Raw genomic sequence first — 17,652 nt, 5'->3', positions numbered from 1 at the left:
AGAATGGACACCTACCCCCATGGAGTGGATTCAACGACTAGGAATCATTAACATAGTCCTGTTTTAGTTATGAGCGAAGAGTAATGGAAAAAATCTACCTAGCAGGTGGCTGCTTATGGGGAGTCCAAGAGTTTATCAAGTACGTACCCGGTGTTGTTGACACTAACGCTGGGCGGGCCAATGGTAAGAGTGCGACAACTCAAGGCGATTACGATGGTTATGCTGAATGTGTAGAAGTGACTTTTAATCCGACGGAAGTCTCTTTAGAAACGCTAATACATCACCTTTTCGAGATTATCGACCCATACAGTGTGAACAAACAGGGAAATGACGTTGGCGAGAAGTACCGAACTGGTATTTACAGTGAGCAGCCGCAACACCTTGAACAAGCCAAACAAATCATTGCAGCTCGAGATGATGCCGAACGAATCGCTCTAGAGATTTTGCCTCTGACAAACTTTGTCCCAAGTGACGACATCCACCAGCACCATTTGTCACTTCACCCAGAGAATCATCACTTGTGTCATATTCCTTGGGATCTGCTGCATAAGTACAAGAATAAATAACAAAAAGAGCGTTTAACCATCAAATTAAACGCTCCATTACCTACTCTATCTTTAACTTAATGTGACCGAAAACTAAAAATCCCCATAAGTCTACCCAAGCAATAAATCTACCTGAGCTGTAAATCTTCTTGGACTTCAAACACAGCGGTAAATTTAGCGCCACCCAAAGAGGAATCCTCAATTTTTAGAAGACCATGATAGCTTGCCAATAGCTCCTGCGCGATGTTGATTCCAAGTCCGTAACCTTGAACTCGACTGTCTAATCGCATTCCCCGATCACCTAACTTCTCTTTTAACGCGTCTGGTACACCTTCTCCATTGTCTTCAACAACCACATAAAGACACTTCGAGCTCTTGATGTAAGCGGAAACATGAACTTCACCATTACCATATTTACATGCGTTATCGATAAGATTGCCCACCACCTCCATCAAATCATTACGCTGGCCGACAAACACGACATCTGCTGGGACACACAACTTAAACGTCACGTTCTTTGTCGCGTGTATCTTTTTCATACCAAACACCAACTGATCGACGATTTCAGAAACCTGATGACTTTGTGCCGATAAAACAGAACTGTGATCGTTAGATGCAACTTTCAAACGATGTTGGATTTGATCAACCATGTTTTTAACTTCTTGATTTATCACGTAATCAATCTTCTTATTGTCGTGCAGCGGAATGCCTAATGAATGGCTCCGCGCAACTCCTTGTAACACCGATAGTGGTGTTTTCAATCCATGTGACAAATCCGAGAGAAGCTGTCTTTGTTTCTCTTTTTGTTGGCGCTCGTAATGAATCAAACCATTCAAGCTTTCAACCAAAGGCTTAAGTTCCTTAACAGTACTATTGTCTAATCTACCTATTTCATCTTGCTTAAGTGCTAGAAGTTGGTTGTTAATCTTGTCTATTGGCTTCAAGCTCCAATTTGAGAACCACCACATCAAAGGAATGATCAACAAAATGTGTAGAGCAAATATCACCTTGATATAAACAAAGTTTTGATCAACTTCATTGAAGAACACGGGGTCAATTGCATGATGTTCTTTGATTGTCACGAAAACTAAACTAGGCAGAGTATCAGTCTTCTGATAGTGCTTAACGCCAACAAAATAATTAAGGTCCTCTGACTCAATCGAGAACTCTTCAAAGCGGTCATGATTTAACCACTTTTTTTGTACATAAACTCTAAGAGAGTCTTGTGGGTTAGTCTCAAAAAGCAGCTTGTGATTTTCATCAAACACAAGGAGCTGTTCGATCCGCCCTTGAAAACGTTTGGGAATTGGACGATTCAATTGAAGCTGCCCCTGCTCATCAATGGCAAAGTCGTCTATTAGATATTCACCACCAGACGAGAGCCACATATTCACAAACTTATCAGAGTTCGAATAAAAAACCGTTAAATTGGCTTGCCCATATAAAAAAGAAAGAGTGAGTAAAGCCCACCCACTAGCAACTATGTATCTAAGCTTTAAACTCTTCAACATAGCGCTCACCTTATGTTGCACAGTTTATAACCTTGATTTCGTAATGTAGTAATTGGGTCTTCATTAGTAATTGAAACTATCTTCTTTCTAATACGGCTCAATAAAACGGTAATAACATTGCCATCTTCCGTTAACTCGTCACCATAAACTTCAGCTCGCAAGCGCTCTTTTGAAACGACCTTATCTTCGTTAAGCAATAGGCACTTAAGCAAACGGTATTCATAAGCACTTAAATCTAAAATAGATTGCCCAACAGAGATCTGCTTGGCATCCATATCAAGGGAGAATAAACCAACATCGACAGTAGATTGAGCAACGCCATAAGAGCGGCGATATAGCGCTTGAACACGGGCCACAAGTTCTTCAAATACAAAAGGCTTAGCGAGATAATCGTCAGCGCCAGCAGACAGCCCCGCCACTTTATCTGCCCAGTTGTCACGAGCGGTCAATACCAATACAGGAACCGTAACCCCGTTGCTACGCCACTTCTCAAGCCATTCAATGCCATCACCGTCAGGCAAACCAAGATCCAAGATCACTAAGTCGACCTGGAAATTATTAAGACAATAATCGCCCTCTCCACCTGTCTCAGCTCTATGAACACGCATATCTTTGTGGACCAATTGCATGGCTAACTCATTGAGAAGTTGGATGTTATCTTCGACAATCAATATGTTCATAGTTCTTCCTAAAATTATTCAAATACAGGTACAGAAAAACCAAGTCGACGAGACTAATTGATAGCCAGTTTCACTATCTAATAAAAGATGGCCACATAGAAGGGTTATATTAACCATTAGGTCAATATAAGTTAGTGGCTTTATTATAATTTGGTGCGAGAAGTTATCATAAATTTATTAAATTACAATGAATCTAATGAAAAATAGTTGGCTTATTGAGAGTAATTTTATTATGTGGAAGTATAAGAATTCTTTCAACTAGAATAAATAATCAAACCACTGTTTAATATTTAGCCTCTATCTGGGTGGGGAGTAATGTTTTTTACTGGTTTTATAATGCTTTACACACTATCAAATTGACAAATGTTACTAGAGACCACTATTGACCTTGAATATATAAAAAGTGAAAAATTAGACGTCAAAACATGATAAGAACCACATCTAGCCCAACTTTTTTAGGCATCACATCAAAAGTAACAAGGCATCTGGGAGATAGCATGATGAACAGGTTTAGACAGCAAGTACCCTTGATACAGCCTTGCCCCATTGCTTTTGGCGAATTCGTACTGCTCTAAATACTCGATGCCTTCATAAACCAAGGTGATATTCTCTGTTTGAGACAGCGCGGCCAATTTTCTAAGTTCATTGTTTTTAAATATCTGAGAATAAAGCAATAATTCACGGCTTACTTTGACGTAATGGGGTTTAATTGCAGCCACTCTTGAAAAGTCTGAATGCCCCGTACCGAAGTCGTCAATCGCAATAAGTATGCCTTTACTCCTCAACTTATCTACACCCAAGTAAAATTCAACTAAATCATCAATAGGACAAGGGCTTTCTGTTATTTCTAAGACAAGTTGATGAAGTTTAATGTCTTCGATGAGAATAGCGCGAACCAAACTCTGTAACACTTCTTCATTTTGATAAATAATTTTAAAAAAACTTGGAACCATATTAATAAATAGCTTAGACCTTGAATCATAAATACTTGAATATCTAAAGCCTTTTAGATGCATATTCACTATCAGCATATTCAACTCTACCATTTCAACAAATGAACGAGATTTCAAATACTCAAAGAACTTATATGGCGCAACTTCAATACCATTCTCTTTTATGCGACATAATGCTTCATGGCCATATACATGCCCTAGTTCATTCCGCAAGTCTTGGTAAGCACTGCTGATCACATAGTTTTCAAAGCAAATTTCAAAGACTCTGCTGTTGTAATTAAAACGAATCATATCGTCCTCAGTAACCATTTATTCTAAAAAGATAGAGAAGTCTATTCGTCCCTGAATAGGAGCCAACTATTACGTTCCTAACGTTGTTTTATTATTAGAAGTAGTATGCGACCGATGCGCCTACTAACCATTGATTTGCACTATCAACTAATGGTGAATCTGCAACCTCAGAGCCCAAGCGAGTGTATGCCGATGTATGGGTTAGTTCGAGATTATCTGTAATAGGCATCACTAATTTGTAGCCAAGGCTGTAAGAGAACGTACCATCCGCTTTATAAGCTTTACGATTCGCTGCCACCTCTTTTTGAGTAACACCGAAATAGTAATCGACGAAGTCTTCACTTTTGTAAACAACGCTCGCGAAAGGTACGAATACCCACTGATCTAGTTCAACAATCGCTGTATATTTCAAACCTGTCTTGAAACCTTCAGACTTGCCCGTCACGTCATGTTGGAAGAAGGCTGAAACAACGTCAGCCCCGAAATCTAAATCCATATTAAGACCAAAATCTAAACCAAGGTCACGATCATTCATACCCTTAAGAATCTTGGCATCATCAGATTCGTAGTACATACCGCTGCTTTCGACAAAGACGTTCATATTGATGAAATCGCTGTTGGTGCCAATAAAGCGGTAGTTAATCTCATTAAGATCAGCGTTGAAATCATCACCGTGATAACCAAAATTCAAAAGTGGCACTACGCTGTGCTTCTGCCCTTTAAATAGGTCACTCGTTGTTGCGACACCCGCTTCTGCACTCCATTTTCCTTCGTGTGAATAAACGTTTCCGTTACGAATGTATGTCTCTGCCGCAATTGTTGTACCAGAAAGGAGTGTTGCTACCGCTGCTAAAACCCAAGTTTTCATAATTATCTCTTCGTCTGTTTGATGTTTAAATAATCACTTATGCAAGCGTGCTGATTGATTACAAATTTATTAGTAATCAACAGGAGGTAAAGTAACCCCTCCACTTATGTGTCAAACACGACCTCGCACTTAGTTGATGGCGGGCAGTATAGATTCGCTTTATAAACTCAAAATAAACGAAGCCAATTTTATTTTCCTTAAAAAATTAAGTTTTTGTTACAGTCAACAATAAGCAATTGAACGAATAATCAAGAGGATATAAAACCAAAGGCATATATGGTTTATAGTTAATATCTATCGTTAGTTTTTTCTCAAAATGAGAATTAAATGAACTATTTTGAATGAGTCTCCACTTTAATTCCTCTATATAATAAAAAAATAAATAGCTCTGATATTCATTAAGTTATAGGGAGCATTATTACATTCAGCGCCTTTTAACTTGATCATAATTTGTTCTTCGCCAATACTTTTTCCTAATTTGATTGTCAATTTGACGTATCGTTTTTTGCTGTAATTTTTGGATTTGGAATTGTGGGAATGACTAAAACTATTTTGGCAGCCAGTCTGATGGCAATTTCACTCAATGCGGTTTCAACTGAGTTCCCTTCTGCAGGCACCGCTTTTATCCTTCCAGGACAACACGAACCTACAACCAATCACAATGATGTTGAGCTAACAGCTCAAGAGTTAATTGATTGGGAGTTGAGCAACAGTGATATTGTTTTCGGTTCTTATGGTAAGCCCTCCGACAACGCCCGTAGCAATACATTGGGTTACATGTATAACCAAAAACTAGAGATCAACTCAAGTTGGGTTGAAGACGAACTTAGAAACTACGCTGAAGCCAACGCTCAAAACTACGAAGATTTCTTCCTACACTTCTCTGAAGACACTGTGATTGCGGAGGTTGATTCTACGCACGGTGAGAACACCATCCTCAACAGAAAGCCCATGATTGTTGGATACACCGTCGATCAGTCGCACGCGGGGTTTTGGCTCTATCAACAACCGCCATGGGATGCCGATGTGTTCGAGCACTCTGACAACAATGGTGCGCTCTACATTTATCACTCTGAACCATTTGATCGCTTAACGCTGAAATTTTCTCAGTTTGCTACTGGGGGAAGCTTTTCAATTGAGTATCCAAATGCTATCGACCAGCGCGGTCAAGCTAGCCAATGGCAAACCATTTCGATCAAAAAAGATAAGACCCTGAACATGACCAAGAACCAAGCGGTAATTTGGAACATGCCGGATAATTGGAAGCGTGCAACCACGCACGATGGTAGCGGTGCCAGTTACGGCGGTGGGCAGTATTTTGGCTCTGAATACCTTCGTGATGGTGGCCGACTGTATGTAGTGCGCATTCGATGGAATGAGACAGAGCACAGGCCGCGTCTAAAAGAAGTAAAACTCAAAAACTCTTTCCCAACGATGAAACTCACCAACGCAGCAGAAACGACGCCAGATGGCCGAACAATTGAGAGATGGAGAAAGATCAGAGGCTTTGATCACTCAGCAGACATCAACAACGACAACTATCTATCAAACTCTGAATACAAAGCTCGTACAAACAAAAACGCAACAGCGCGTTTTCGCTGGGAATCTCGGGTTATCCCTTTCGGCCGCATGTGGAATCAATCTTCATCTTGGGCATTAACAAATTTAGCTAACAACGACTATCAAGAGGCTATATCAGCTTACTACTCAACAAATTGGGCAGAACAAGGCTTAAATGGGGCTTACAACGATGACACTAATAAGCTATTGGGCAGTAATCAATTCTTCGTTTATTCCGGAGGTAACATTACCGAGCTGCAAGCGATAGCGGGCTCTGACGAAGCAGACTCTCTATACAAAAACCACTTCTCGTCGTTCCTAAACAGACTTGCAACCGATCAACCCGGAACACTTGTTGGCTTGAATATCGGGACGGCAAATCTGTATGGCCGAAATGGGCAATCTCATCTCATCGATGCAGGCTCTTTGTATCTTCGAGAGCACTACCTCTTCGCCACTACTGGCTTCAGCGGGTATGCGGGAATATCTAAGTTCTGGGATAACTCAGCGTTAGCTCAGTCTGGTAGTAGCGTTATTTTCCAAGCTACGACACGATATGGTCGAGTTCAATATTTTGGAAACACGCAAGAAAACTGGCAACAAGACCAGTATTCAGCCCTTGCCATCTACTACCTCAACCATCATACGGATCGCAGCTACTTTAATCAGTGGAATAGCAGTTATCTGTATGGGAGTCATAACACCACCAGTGGTAATTACTACACCAATGGCATTGCTCAAAACATTGCCTACCAACCTACTTCGTTATTGAAGGTGGACATAGGTGCGCCTTCAGGGGAAATCCCGAGCAATCACAATGCAATCCCACTCATGCTATCAACCTCGACGCCTTATGCTGCCGATTACACAATTGTTGGTGATAGTGCGATGACCGAGTTAGTTCATCAAGATTTACCCAATGGAATGGCTCATGTAATGCCTACTCATACTTACTTCGCTTACCAATCGGAGAATCAAGTCATCAATGGCGGACCAGAAGAGATGGTTCTCGCACGTCAGTTTGAAAAAGGTTTAGTGCTGTATCGAACCGACTTTCATGGCCGAAATATGAGTTATTTTTCAGAACCTTTGATTACGATTCAGTTGGGTAAGCAAATGAGACCTGTAGATGCTAGTGGGAACCTCGGAGAGCCGGTAACCGAAGTTCAAATTGGAGGATACCAAGGTCTAATATTGGTCAACGCAGAGTAAGCAGTGAGTACCAAATTTCTCATCCTAAAATACGTCACAAATAGAAAAGCCTCTTGTCATACAGAGTCAAGAGGCTTTTTCTTTAGTCATTGTGCCGCGCTTACCGTTGGCCGCTCTTCATCAAACAAGTCGCTATCAAACCTAATCATCAAACAACAAGTTAATCGCAACAGAGAGCATGACAAGGCCAGCAATTGGCGCGATAACACCAATCGCAGAACGCTCGATGTACGGTAGATTCTCGGCAATCAGCAAGCCCCATTCGGGTTCCGGTGGCTTCGCTCCCAAACCGATAAAGCTCAAAGACGTTAAACTCAACGTAATAACGGGCAGTCTTAACAATGCATGCCTTATAAGTGGCGGCAAAACATAAGGGAGCAAATAATAACGCAATACACGCAGACGGCTAGTCCCCCAAACAGGAGCCAAATGCGTATACGGCTGAGCCTTTGCTTCTAACACCAAGCTTGAACAGTGCGCAGCTAAAGGTGCCCAAGACACTAACACGATGGCAATCAAGGCACTGTTCGGGTTCATCCCAGTTAAACCAGCCACCAAGAGACCTGCCACGATATAAGGCACCGCTTTGGTGATCTCGATAAGACCTTGGCTGTAACGAGTCACAAATCCAAGCAATAAGCCGATCACCAGGCTTAGGAAGGTCGCCAGTATTCCCATTTTCATGGTCGAGAACATCCCTCCTCCCACTCTCGCAAGCAGATCTCGACCTACCGCATCAGCACCAAAAGGGGCTGCAAGACTCGGTGAGGCTAATCGAGGAAATTGGATGAGGTAAGGGTCACGGACAAGCGCCCACACAGCACAACCAATAAGCAGAACGAAGATGGTTAAGCTGGCATTTCTTTTTGTTCGGCTCTGGGTGAAGCGAAATGTGCTGTGACTGCTGATCAACTTACCGCTGGTCGCGCTGTGCCCGAGCAAAGCACGCTGGATCATGATGCTGATGCTACTGATCAGAATCGAGAATGCGAGCAATACCAACAGACCACCTTGAAGCAGTGGAAGGTCTTGCGACTTAGCCGCGCCCAGAATCAAGCGACCAATACCGGGAATAGAAAAGATCTGCTCGACTGCCACCGCACCGCCAGTCAAACCAATCACAATCATGGCAAGTTGCGGGATAAGATTGCTCAGTGCTCGCCACAAGGCAAATCTCAAGATCTGAAATTTACTGATGTTAGCTGAAAGCCAAGTGATAACCCAAGGTTCATCAAGAACTCGAATCAAGCTGTCATTCAATAGTCGGCTAAATAAACCACTGGCAGGTAAAGCGAGCGCTAGTGTCGGTAACCAGAGGTTTTGGGTGCTGGTCCAACCGTAAGGTGGAAACCAACCTAGCCAAATTGCGAATACCAAAATAAGGAGTGACGCAATCACATACTCAGGAAGCGACACCAACACAGAGCTTAAGCTATTGTGCTGATTATCTAGCTTGTTTTGTTGCCAACGATGAATGGTAAACAAGACACTGATAAGGCAGAATACTAACGTCATAGTCAGTGCACAAGCCATCAAAAACAGTGACGTTTTCGCCGTAGATTGAACACTCTGCATAACAGGTGAACCATCTACCCAAGAGACACCCAAATCGCCTTGCGCAGCCAGCACCAACCAGTCCCACAATCGTTCTGTGGCAGAACGGTCTAACTGCAAGTCAGCACGAATCGCTTGCAGTGCTTCAGCCGTCATTAACTGCTGAGCACCTGCTCGTGCACGCAAGATCGCCTGACTTGGGTCAATCCCAGCTATATCGGGCATTAGCCCCACTAAAACCACCACCACGCTCAGTGAAGCTAAGCGTGACAGCCATGGCATACAAGCGCCCCAATTGAGGCGTATGTTGGCAACAAGTGACATTGCGTTAGTTCACCTCAGTAAACTGGTCGATAAGACGACGTTCACGTGGGTCACGCTGTGCGTTTGTCACTTTGTCGCTTTCGCCTTGAATCACACGCTCGTGCAATAGAGGGATCGCAGCGTATTGACCCAGAATCAAGTTCTCAGCTTCAATGATAGCTTGTTGACGCAGTTCACCTAGAGGTTGACGGTCAGCATGATCTAGTGCCGCATCCACTTCTTCAGAACAGAACTGACCTAAGTTAAATGAACCGTCACAACTGAAGTCACTCTGCATGTAAGCAACTGGGTCACCCGAATCTAGAACGGTCGCACGCGATAGAATGAAGGCATCAAACTTACCTGCAAGTGCGTCGTTTTCAATTTGAGCATATTCACGAACGTCTAGCTCAACCACGAAGCCTGCCGCTTCTAGTTGCTGCTTTAGAAGTACTGCTACTTCAGGCAGTTCAGCACGGTCAGTAAAGGTACCAATAGTGATCTTCTCACCGTTAGCTTGACGAATTTCCATGGTTTCCATACGAGGATTCTTATCACGTACTGGCTGTGCCCAAGCTAGTGCTGGTCCTAAAAGACCTTTAGCAAGATCAGCATGGTTTTCGTAAACCGTTTCAATGATTTGCTCGCGATTCACTGCTTGACCTGCCGCTTTACGCAGAGCAAATTGGCTAAACACTTCAGACTGATTATTTAGATATAGTGTGTTTGTACGAGGCATCGCAACTTCATGTAGTTGAGATTGATCCATCATTGCGATTTGAGAAACCGGAACCGCTTCTACTACGTCTGCTTCACCAGTACGCAGAGCCGCTGCACGTGCGAAGCCGTTAGGCACGTATTCCGCCAAGATGTTTTCAACTTTTGCTTTCTCACCCCAGTAACCATCAAAGCGTGTCAGTCTCGCGCTCGTTGTACCGTTGATTTCTGTCAGGATAAATGGACCAGTACCCGCTTTAATTGAGTTCACACGGCCATCTTCTTGGTAAGCAGCTGTCGATAGAATAGAAAGTTGTGGGCTTGATAGACGGCTTGGCAGAAGTGGATCATTAAACGTTGTTTTTATCTGAACCTTAAAATCACCAATCGCCTCAACTTGCCATTCAATACCATCAAGGATACGTGGCTTCGGCGCTGCATCTAGCGCTTTTTGAAGTGAGTTAACAACAACCGCAGCGTTGAGATCTGAGCCGTCATGGAACTTAACGCCTTCACGTACGTTGAAAGTCCAAGTCATTGGGTCAACTTGTTCCCACTCGGTTGCTAGCATTGGTTCCGCCACCGATTGGTCACTTAGGTTTACCAATGTTTCAGCCGTGCTCCAACGAGACAGCTTGAATGCGTCGTCAGATAGAGGCGAAAGGCCTGTTCTTGGCGGTTGCATCATCGCAACACGAATTTCTGATGATTTAGCAACAGGTGTCGCCGTCTGTTCAGCGTCTTGTTTCTTCTCTTCAGAATCGAAACAACCTGTTAGCAATGTGCTTAGAGCTAGCGCTACTGCTAACTTTGGCGTATTAAGGTGCATACGAGACCTCTCCAATGGTTTTTGTGTATTCATGATTCGTTTTTTGCGCACTCAATAAAGCTCGAGTGGTCATATGTTTGGGTTGTTTCATCACTTGCTTAGCATCGCCGTATTCAGCGACTTTGCCTTTGTCGAGCACTAAGATCTCATCACACAACGCTTCGGCTGCATTCAAGTCGTGAGTCACCAAGATCAGTCGCATTTGGCGTCGCTGCTGGATGGATACAAACAAGTCTAGGACCTGCTGTCGACTCACTGGATCTAAGCTACTGGTGGGCTCATCAGCCACCAGCACACAAGGCTCTACAATCAAAGCGCGAGCAATTGCGACTCTCTGTGCTTGGCCAACGGAGAGCTGTCTTGATGGACGAGCTAATAGTGACTCGTTAAGTCCAACATCTCTGAGTGCCTTTTCAATTTTTTGCTCTTTATTATCAGTAAGCCCCATGCTGATAAGTGGCTCCAATAACAACTGTTCCACTGTGTAGTAAGGGTTCAAGCTCGATTGTGGCTCTTGTGGAATAAGCTGGATATGCTGGCATAATGCTCTGCGCTGTTTCTCTGAACTTGATGAGAGCGGTTGCCCACAGATATACACCTCACCCGACGTAGGTCGGCGTAAACTGAAAAGCAGCTCAATCAAAGTAGACTTGCCGGCGCCTGATGGCCCGACAATCGCCAAGTTCTGAGTTTCGATATTTAGATCAAGTTGATCGAGCGCTTTGAATGGCTTTCCTCCAAGCCAAGCAGGCTTCGAGTAATAATGGACGTTCACATTTTCAAAACGAACTTGTGCGGACATAGGTTGAGTATGATTGTGCATAAAGGGACTCCGACTCTAAACTACGGAAGCAGTTGAGCCAGTTGCTGGCAGAACTCGTGCTTGCTTGAGGTAATCGCCTCTTTCGGAGTACCGTAAGCCACCATAGTACCCTCTGCAATCACCAACAGCTTGTCGCAAGCGAGCGCTGCAGATAAGTCGTGAGTAATCAACATTCCGCCAATATTTCTTTGCTGAATGCTATTTCTAAATAGAGTAAGGATCTCTGACTCGGTAATTGGGTCAAGCGCACTGGTTGGCTCATCAGCAATAAGCAAATTCGCTCGACCAAGCAGAGCAATGGCTATACATATGCGTTGTCTTTGACCACCAGATAACTGACTTGGATACTGCTTTAAAGCCATGTCAGCGTCAGTAAAGCCAAGTTGGTCAAGCAGTGTGGATACGGTTGCTCTGTGAGTCGAGTTGAGACGCGTTTTATTGCCCGTTAAGGCTAAACTAAGCTGTTGCTCGACTGAAGCCAATGGGTTCAGAGCTTGTAACGCGTCTTGAAAAATCACCGCAGGTCTTTGAGCCGCTTCTCTTTGCAGCATCGCTTGCGTGCTGACTTCCTTACCATTGATAAAGACCTCTCCATGAGCATAGACATCTTTAGGTAAGAAACCAGCAACAGCTTTGGACAACATAGACTTACCAATCCCAGACGGTCCCATAACGGCAAGCACTTCACCCTCTGCAAGAGTAAAAGAGATATTGCGGAAAAAAGACTGATGAGAATCTGAGATTTGAAGTTGATTTACAGCGAGTATTGGTTGTGTGTTCACGACAGTTTAGCTTGTAATAGTATAACATAACAATACTATCATGCGGGTTTGGCTGAGAAAACATCCCGTAAGGGTTAAATCTGACTGTTTTTTGGTTTTCGAGAATAAAGGGCAAGCTCACCTGCCCTTAATTAGTTGGGAATTTCAATACTATGAGATAAACACGTTTGATTTATAAATATGAAGCTATAAACACTTTTCTCGCACTTGCTGGATAGATGGATATAGGAAAACAAAACGTCCAACATAAAAGAGCGTAAAGGCTAGCCATAAACCATGATTTCCCCACTGTGGCACAGCTATAAGCTGCGCCGCTAAAAACACCAGCAGCGTTATAAAGCTTGAGTTCCTTACCGGTTTCGTCGTACCAGTCCCGGTGAAAATACCATAGAAAGTCAACCCGTATCCCGCCACCAGTGGGAATACAAGTAACCAAGGGCTCATTTCAAGATATAGAGTGTTCAGTTCCGGTAGCGTGGTGAATAGCATGACGATTTGCTCTTTGAAGACTAGAGTCAAAAGAGTCAACACGACTACAAATGCGGTCGTCCATTGAGTATTTAACTTAATAACACTATCGAGCAACTTCGGATTTTTCTGACCTACCGCTTTACCAGCAAATACACTTGAAGCATTCGCTACCCCATCAAACATATAGCTAACGATAAAAGTAACCTGCATTAGAATCGCATTGGTTGCTAGCACATCTGGGCCTAACTGCGATCCCACTCGAGCCATCATATTGAAGAAAACCAAAATACAAATCGTACGTAGCAACAGGTCCATATTAGAAGACATAATCACTTTCAGGTCTTTCTTAGACATCTTCGCTGTGGTTAGGTGATCGAACAGCGAGAACTGACATGTTTTAAGGACGAAGCCAACACCGATAGCAAAGGTAGTAACTTGTGCAATCAAAGTAGCAACTGCGACGCCTGCTACCCCCATATCAAAATAGAGTACGAACACGATATCCAAGACGATATTGAGTACGTTACCAAACACTTGCGTGAACAAAGTTTCTTTGGCTTTAGCCTGCCCCATCAACCAACCGATGATGGTGTAGTTCAACAGCACAAACGGAGCGCCGTAAATCATGATGTCAAAATAGATCTTGGCGTTTTGCCCAACACTAGCGTCCGGAGAGATGATCCATTCTGCGCCCATCCAAATCAATGATTGTAACGTTATGAAAATCAATCCAACACACAAAGCCAGTACAAATGGGCGAAACAGACTACTCGCCTGTTCTGAGTGACTGTTTCTACCAAGCGCAATAGCACTCTGGCCCGTTGTACTGACACGGAAAAAGCCGAACAACCAATATAAGGTGTTCATGATGACGGTGCCGATTGCGACGCCGCCAATCAGCTCAGCGACACCGAGTTTGCCAATAACGGCAGTATCTACCGCACCGAGTAAAGGTTGCGTAACAGTCGAGACAATAAAGGGAAAAGCAATCTTAAAGTAATCTTTATGAGTTAGATTCATTAGGGTTTAACTCGGAACAGTTGTGAGTTGAAATCAAAAAAAAGAGCCTCCGTAGATTCGAGGCTCTTGCTTTCTCTAATAGAGAGTCACATTCATCAAGGTAACACAGTCAAGAAAGGCGCATATTTACCTTAATCAAGAAATCTCCCAGATGATAAAGTTAATGATAATTAATATCAATTGTTAATATTGTCTGACATGTTTACTTAGCACATCAAGCCTTAGGTAGCTTTAACTGGTAAATCTTCTCTGCTTTGGTCCCTAATAACCAAAAACTCACCGCGAGAATCGCAAAGAACAGGGCTTTGTGCATACCTTCCCAAAGGTATTCAAAGAAACGGCTATAAAGGTTCAAGAAGATGAACACCAAAGCGACACCTTTAGTCATATCATCATGATGCTTCAATCCGAGATAGAGTGCCGCAAGCGAAACCACTAAAAGTAGCACCGACCAATACAGAATCGAGATCTGCTCTATATCCAACCAAATACTGAAATCAGCATGGTTTCCGAATATTGAGAGCAACCAAAGAGAGAAGAAAAAATAGAGCAAGCCAACAAACTTGGTCACACTTTCAAATTCCATCGCTGCTCTGATTCTTGGTAAAACGTAAAGACTCGCCACCAGCAATAGTCCACCAAACACTGCAAAGCGCAGCGGGTAATTCATACCTAGATAGTAACCATCACTCTGAACTTGATAGGAATGAAAACCAAACCACGCACCTAATGTCATCAGAGCGAATATCCAGACCGTTTGCGAAGGCAGCCAGAGCCCAGTCAAACCATAAATCGCTGAGGCTAGTAGAATCAGTGGTGCTAGGTTCTCTGTCTCTATGACCTTTCCAAGGAAAAAGATCGACAGCGCGGTGCTTATCATTCCGAGAACGAACAGCGCCTCATTGGCCAAGACTTTACTTGGGTAGAGTTTCTTTCTGCGAATACCGAACACGTAAAAGCCAACAGCTCCCGCTAAGAAGAACAGGCTCTTTGCTAGTTCTGGCGCAGTGAAGATGCTTTTGAACAGCTCTATCAACCACTCATCAAACACAAAGGATAAGGTTGCCAATACAACGCATGTCACCGCAATAGTGAACGAGTAACGAGCAATCTGAGTCCAATCGAAAGCCGACACCTCGAAGGTGCTCGTCAGCTTGTCATGCTCTTCTTGTGTTAAAACACCTTGGGACTGCCACTCATCAAGCGCATTGCCAATGATTCTGCGTTCCTTCTTAGACACTTTCATGTCTACCTCTCTTAAAACCGATATTCACGAGTGAGAATTTTCTGTTTCTAACTCTATTATGACTTAAGAGTAACATGGAGTTTCCGTCTCCGTAGATCAGACACGGATAAATTCATGGTTTTTAAGATCTTTAAGGGTTATGAAATCAGGCTGGCACTCGAATTGGTGCTAAGAGATGAAGCAATGGAAGGCAGAAATACGAAGATAAATAAAGCACGCAAATGCATGTTTTAAGAGAGTGCTTACTGACAAATAAATCAGACAAATGAGCACCCCTACTCATGAGAGAAAAGGAAGAAAAATCCTCATGAGCAGGGCTTATTTGTATTACTTCTCTAGCTTAGTGAAGTAGTCAAATAGTACTGGAACGTCGTTTTGACCTAGACCTGCATCAACTGCAGCTTGTAGGCTCTTAGACGTACCTTCAGCGATTAGCGACTCAGTACCTAGATCTGAAACCATCTCTAGGAAGTAGCCAAGGTCTTTGTTCGCGTTTGCTACAGAGAAACCTAACTTCTCTTCGCCATCTACTGCGTAGAACTTACAGAACTGCATGAATGGAGAGTTAGATGGACCTGCAGACATGATGTCGAACAGTTGTTGGCCATCAACGCCAGCCAGTTTTGCAACAGCGAATGCTTGAGACATTGTTGCTACAGTCGTCATACCCATGAAGTTATTTACAAGCTTAGTTACGTGACCTGAACCTAGAGCACCTAGGTGGAATACGTTTTCGCCTTGCTCATCAAGAACAGGTTTAACTTTGTTGAATGTTTCGATGTCGCCCGCAGCCATGATGTTTAGTAGGCCGTCTTTCGCGTGAGCTGGTGTACGACCTAGAGGGGCGTCAATCATACCAGCGCCCTTCGCTGCAAGGTCTTCGCCAATCTTACGCGTTGAAGCTGGAATAGAAGTACCGAAGTCAATCAGTGTTGCACCTTCTTTGATACCCGCTAGGATACCTTCATCACCGTATACCACTTTTTCTACAACAGCAGATGTTGTAAGACATAGCATCACGATGTCGCTGTTTTCCGCAAGTTCTTTGCCAGAAGTTGCTTCTTTTGCACCACGAGCTACACAAGCTGCAACCGCTTCTTTGTTAAGATCCATAACGTTTAGCTCATAACCACGTTTTTGTAGGTTCTCAACCATGTTGCCGCCCATAAGACCAAGGCCAATGAAACCAATGACAGGTTTTGTCATAACTAACTCCTAAACTCAAGTAATGTGTTATTGTATGATTATATTATATTGGTGCAAAACCTATTGTGCAATGACCTTGAGTTAGAATCTGTGATCAGCTAGACGTATTAGGCTTATCATGGGGTATAAATCAGACAATATGTCAGTTAATAGTCAGACTAATTGCTACTTTTGGCAATAAAGTCTAATTACGCGTTGGTTTGATCTCTTTCTTCTTCCCTTTCTGTTAGTTTTAATTCTCACACCAAACACAACAGACAATAACAATGAAAAAGATCTCTTTATTACTCGCTTCAATCGTTCTTGCTGCGAGTGGAACAGCAGCGGCTGACCAGTTGGAAGATATCCAAGAGTCAGGCACGCTAAGAGTGGGCACTACTGGTGACTACAAACCTTTCTCTTACTTCGATGGAAAAAGCTATTCAGGCTACGACATCGACGTCGCCCAGCATATGGCGGAACAACTGGGTGTTGAGCTCAAACTAGTTCGTACAACTTGGAAAGATCTGCTCACAGACTTAGAAGAAGATAAGTACGACATCGCAATGGGTGGCATAACTCGTAAGATGCAACGTCAACTTGCTGCAGAACAAACCCAAGGTTACATGACTTTTGGTAAGTGCTTTCTGGTCGCCAAAGGTACTGCCGAGAAATTCAATACTATCGATAAAGTGAATCAACCCTCGGTCAAAGTTGGCGTCAACATTGGTGGAACCAACGAAGCGTTCGCAGATAAACACCTGCAACAGGCAAGCTTTACTCGTTATGAGAATAATCTCGATGTACCGAAAGCGGTCGCGACAGGCAAGGTCGATGTCATGGTGACAGAAACACCAGAAGGTTTGTTCTATCAAGTCACCGATGAACGCTTAGAAGCCGCGCGTTGTGAGACACCATTTACTAATAGCCAATTCGGTTACTTAATTCCAAAAGGTGAGCAGCGCCTACTGAACACCGTCAACTTCATTATGGATGAGATGAAGCTCAAGGGTGTTGAAGATGAGCTATTACAGAAGAACTCTTTAAAATAGCCTCACCCACTATCTAGTCTCTTCTCCTATCTCAACAATTAAAACGCCGA

Annotated in this window: 14 protein-coding genes; 3 read left to right on the top strand and 11 right to left on the bottom strand. The window is 43.3% G+C overall.

Annotated features, from left to right (window positions below):
* Positions 1 to 83: 83 nt before the first annotated feature.
* The gene (locus tag AC6R05_RS04350; RefSeq protein WP_500646675.1) at positions 84 to 566 is read left to right on the top strand and encodes a peptide-methionine (S)-S-oxide reductase; all 483 of its coding nucleotides are present in this window, start codon (positions 84 to 86) and stop codon (positions 564 to 566) included.
* A gap of 107 nt (positions 567 to 673) precedes the next feature.
* On the opposite strand, the gene AC6R05_RS04345 is transcribed toward AC6R05_RS04350, so the two are convergent.
* The 4 genes from AC6R05_RS04345 to AC6R05_RS04330 form a co-directional block, all read right to left on the bottom strand.
* Positions 674 to 2,056, bottom strand: a complete 1,383-nt coding sequence (locus tag AC6R05_RS04345; protein ID WP_500646674.1) for an ATP-binding protein — start codon at positions 2,054 to 2,056, stop codon at positions 674 to 676.
* Positions 2,057 to 2,061: 5 nt separating this feature from the next.
* Entirely contained in the window at positions 2,062 to 2,736 is a 675-nt protein-coding gene (locus tag AC6R05_RS04340; protein ID WP_500646673.1) for a response regulator, read from the bottom strand.
* A 467-nt stretch (positions 2,737 to 3,203) separates the two neighbouring features.
* On the bottom strand, positions 3,204 to 3,980 hold the full coding sequence (locus AC6R05_RS04335) for an EAL domain-containing protein (RefSeq protein ID WP_500646672.1): 777 nt from the start codon (positions 3,978 to 3,980) through the stop codon (positions 3,204 to 3,206).
* Positions 3,981 to 4,074: 94 nt separating this feature from the next.
* Positions 4,075 to 4,848, bottom strand: coding sequence for a MipA/OmpV family protein (locus tag AC6R05_RS04330; protein ID WP_500646671.1), 774 nt, complete (start codon positions 4,846 to 4,848; stop codon positions 4,075 to 4,077).
* A 537-nt stretch (positions 4,849 to 5,385) separates the two neighbouring features.
* On the opposite strand from AC6R05_RS04330, the gene AC6R05_RS04325 reads away from it, so the two are divergent.
* A complete protein-coding gene (locus AC6R05_RS04325; RefSeq protein ID WP_500646670.1) occupies positions 5,386 to 7,620 on the top strand; it encodes a hypothetical protein in 2,235 nt (744 codons plus the stop codon).
* A gap of 141 nt (positions 7,621 to 7,761) precedes the next feature.
* Here AC6R05_RS04325 and AC6R05_RS04320 read toward each other — a convergent pair whose 3' ends face one another.
* The 7 genes from AC6R05_RS04320 to AC6R05_RS04290 form a co-directional block, all read right to left on the bottom strand.
* Positions 7,762 to 9,498, bottom strand: a complete 1,737-nt coding sequence (locus AC6R05_RS04320; RefSeq protein WP_500646669.1) for an ABC transporter permease subunit — start codon at positions 9,496 to 9,498, stop codon at positions 7,762 to 7,764.
* 4 nt (positions 9,499 to 9,502) lie between these two features.
* Positions 9,503 to 11,023, bottom strand: coding sequence for an ABC transporter substrate-binding protein (locus AC6R05_RS04315; protein ID WP_500646684.1), 1,521 nt, complete (start codon positions 11,021 to 11,023; stop codon positions 9,503 to 9,505).
* A complete protein-coding gene (locus AC6R05_RS04310) occupies positions 11,013 to 11,846 on the bottom strand; it encodes an ABC transporter ATP-binding protein (RefSeq protein WP_500646668.1) in 834 nt (277 codons plus the stop codon). Before AC6R05_RS04310 ends, AC6R05_RS04315 begins: the two co-directional genes overlap by 11 nt.
* Positions 11,847 to 11,866: 20 nt before the next feature.
* Positions 11,867 to 12,628: an ABC transporter ATP-binding protein gene (locus AC6R05_RS04305; RefSeq protein WP_500646667.1), complete on the bottom strand. Its 762-nt coding sequence runs from the start codon at positions 12,626 to 12,628 to the stop codon at positions 11,867 to 11,869.
* A 186-nt stretch (positions 12,629 to 12,814) separates the two neighbouring features.
* Positions 12,815 to 14,119 (bottom strand): MATE family efflux transporter, encoded by a 1,305-nt coding sequence (locus tag AC6R05_RS04300; RefSeq protein WP_500646666.1) that lies wholly within the window; start codon positions 14,117 to 14,119, stop codon positions 12,815 to 12,817.
* 214 nt (positions 14,120 to 14,333) lie between these two features.
* Positions 14,334 to 15,365, bottom strand: coding sequence for a hypothetical protein (locus AC6R05_RS04295; RefSeq protein WP_500646665.1), 1,032 nt, complete (start codon positions 15,363 to 15,365; stop codon positions 14,334 to 14,336).
* 327 nt (positions 15,366 to 15,692) lie between these two features.
* Positions 15,693 to 16,571, bottom strand: coding sequence for an NAD(P)-dependent oxidoreductase (locus AC6R05_RS04290; RefSeq protein ID WP_032549194.1), 879 nt, complete (start codon positions 16,569 to 16,571; stop codon positions 15,693 to 15,695).
* A gap of 266 nt (positions 16,572 to 16,837) precedes the next feature.
* Here AC6R05_RS04290 and AC6R05_RS04285 point away from each other — a divergent pair, with 266 nt between their 5' ends.
* A complete protein-coding gene (locus AC6R05_RS04285) occupies positions 16,838 to 17,602 on the top strand; it encodes a transporter substrate-binding domain-containing protein (protein ID WP_500646664.1) in 765 nt (254 codons plus the stop codon).
* Positions 17,603 to 17,652: the final 50 nt, after the last annotated feature.

It is taken from the genome of Vibrio sp. R11-SG3-ISO9, from assembly GCF_059834255.1.
The sequence above is the reverse complement of the archived record's forward strand: the minus strand, read 5'-3'. Positions and strand labels throughout refer to the sequence as shown.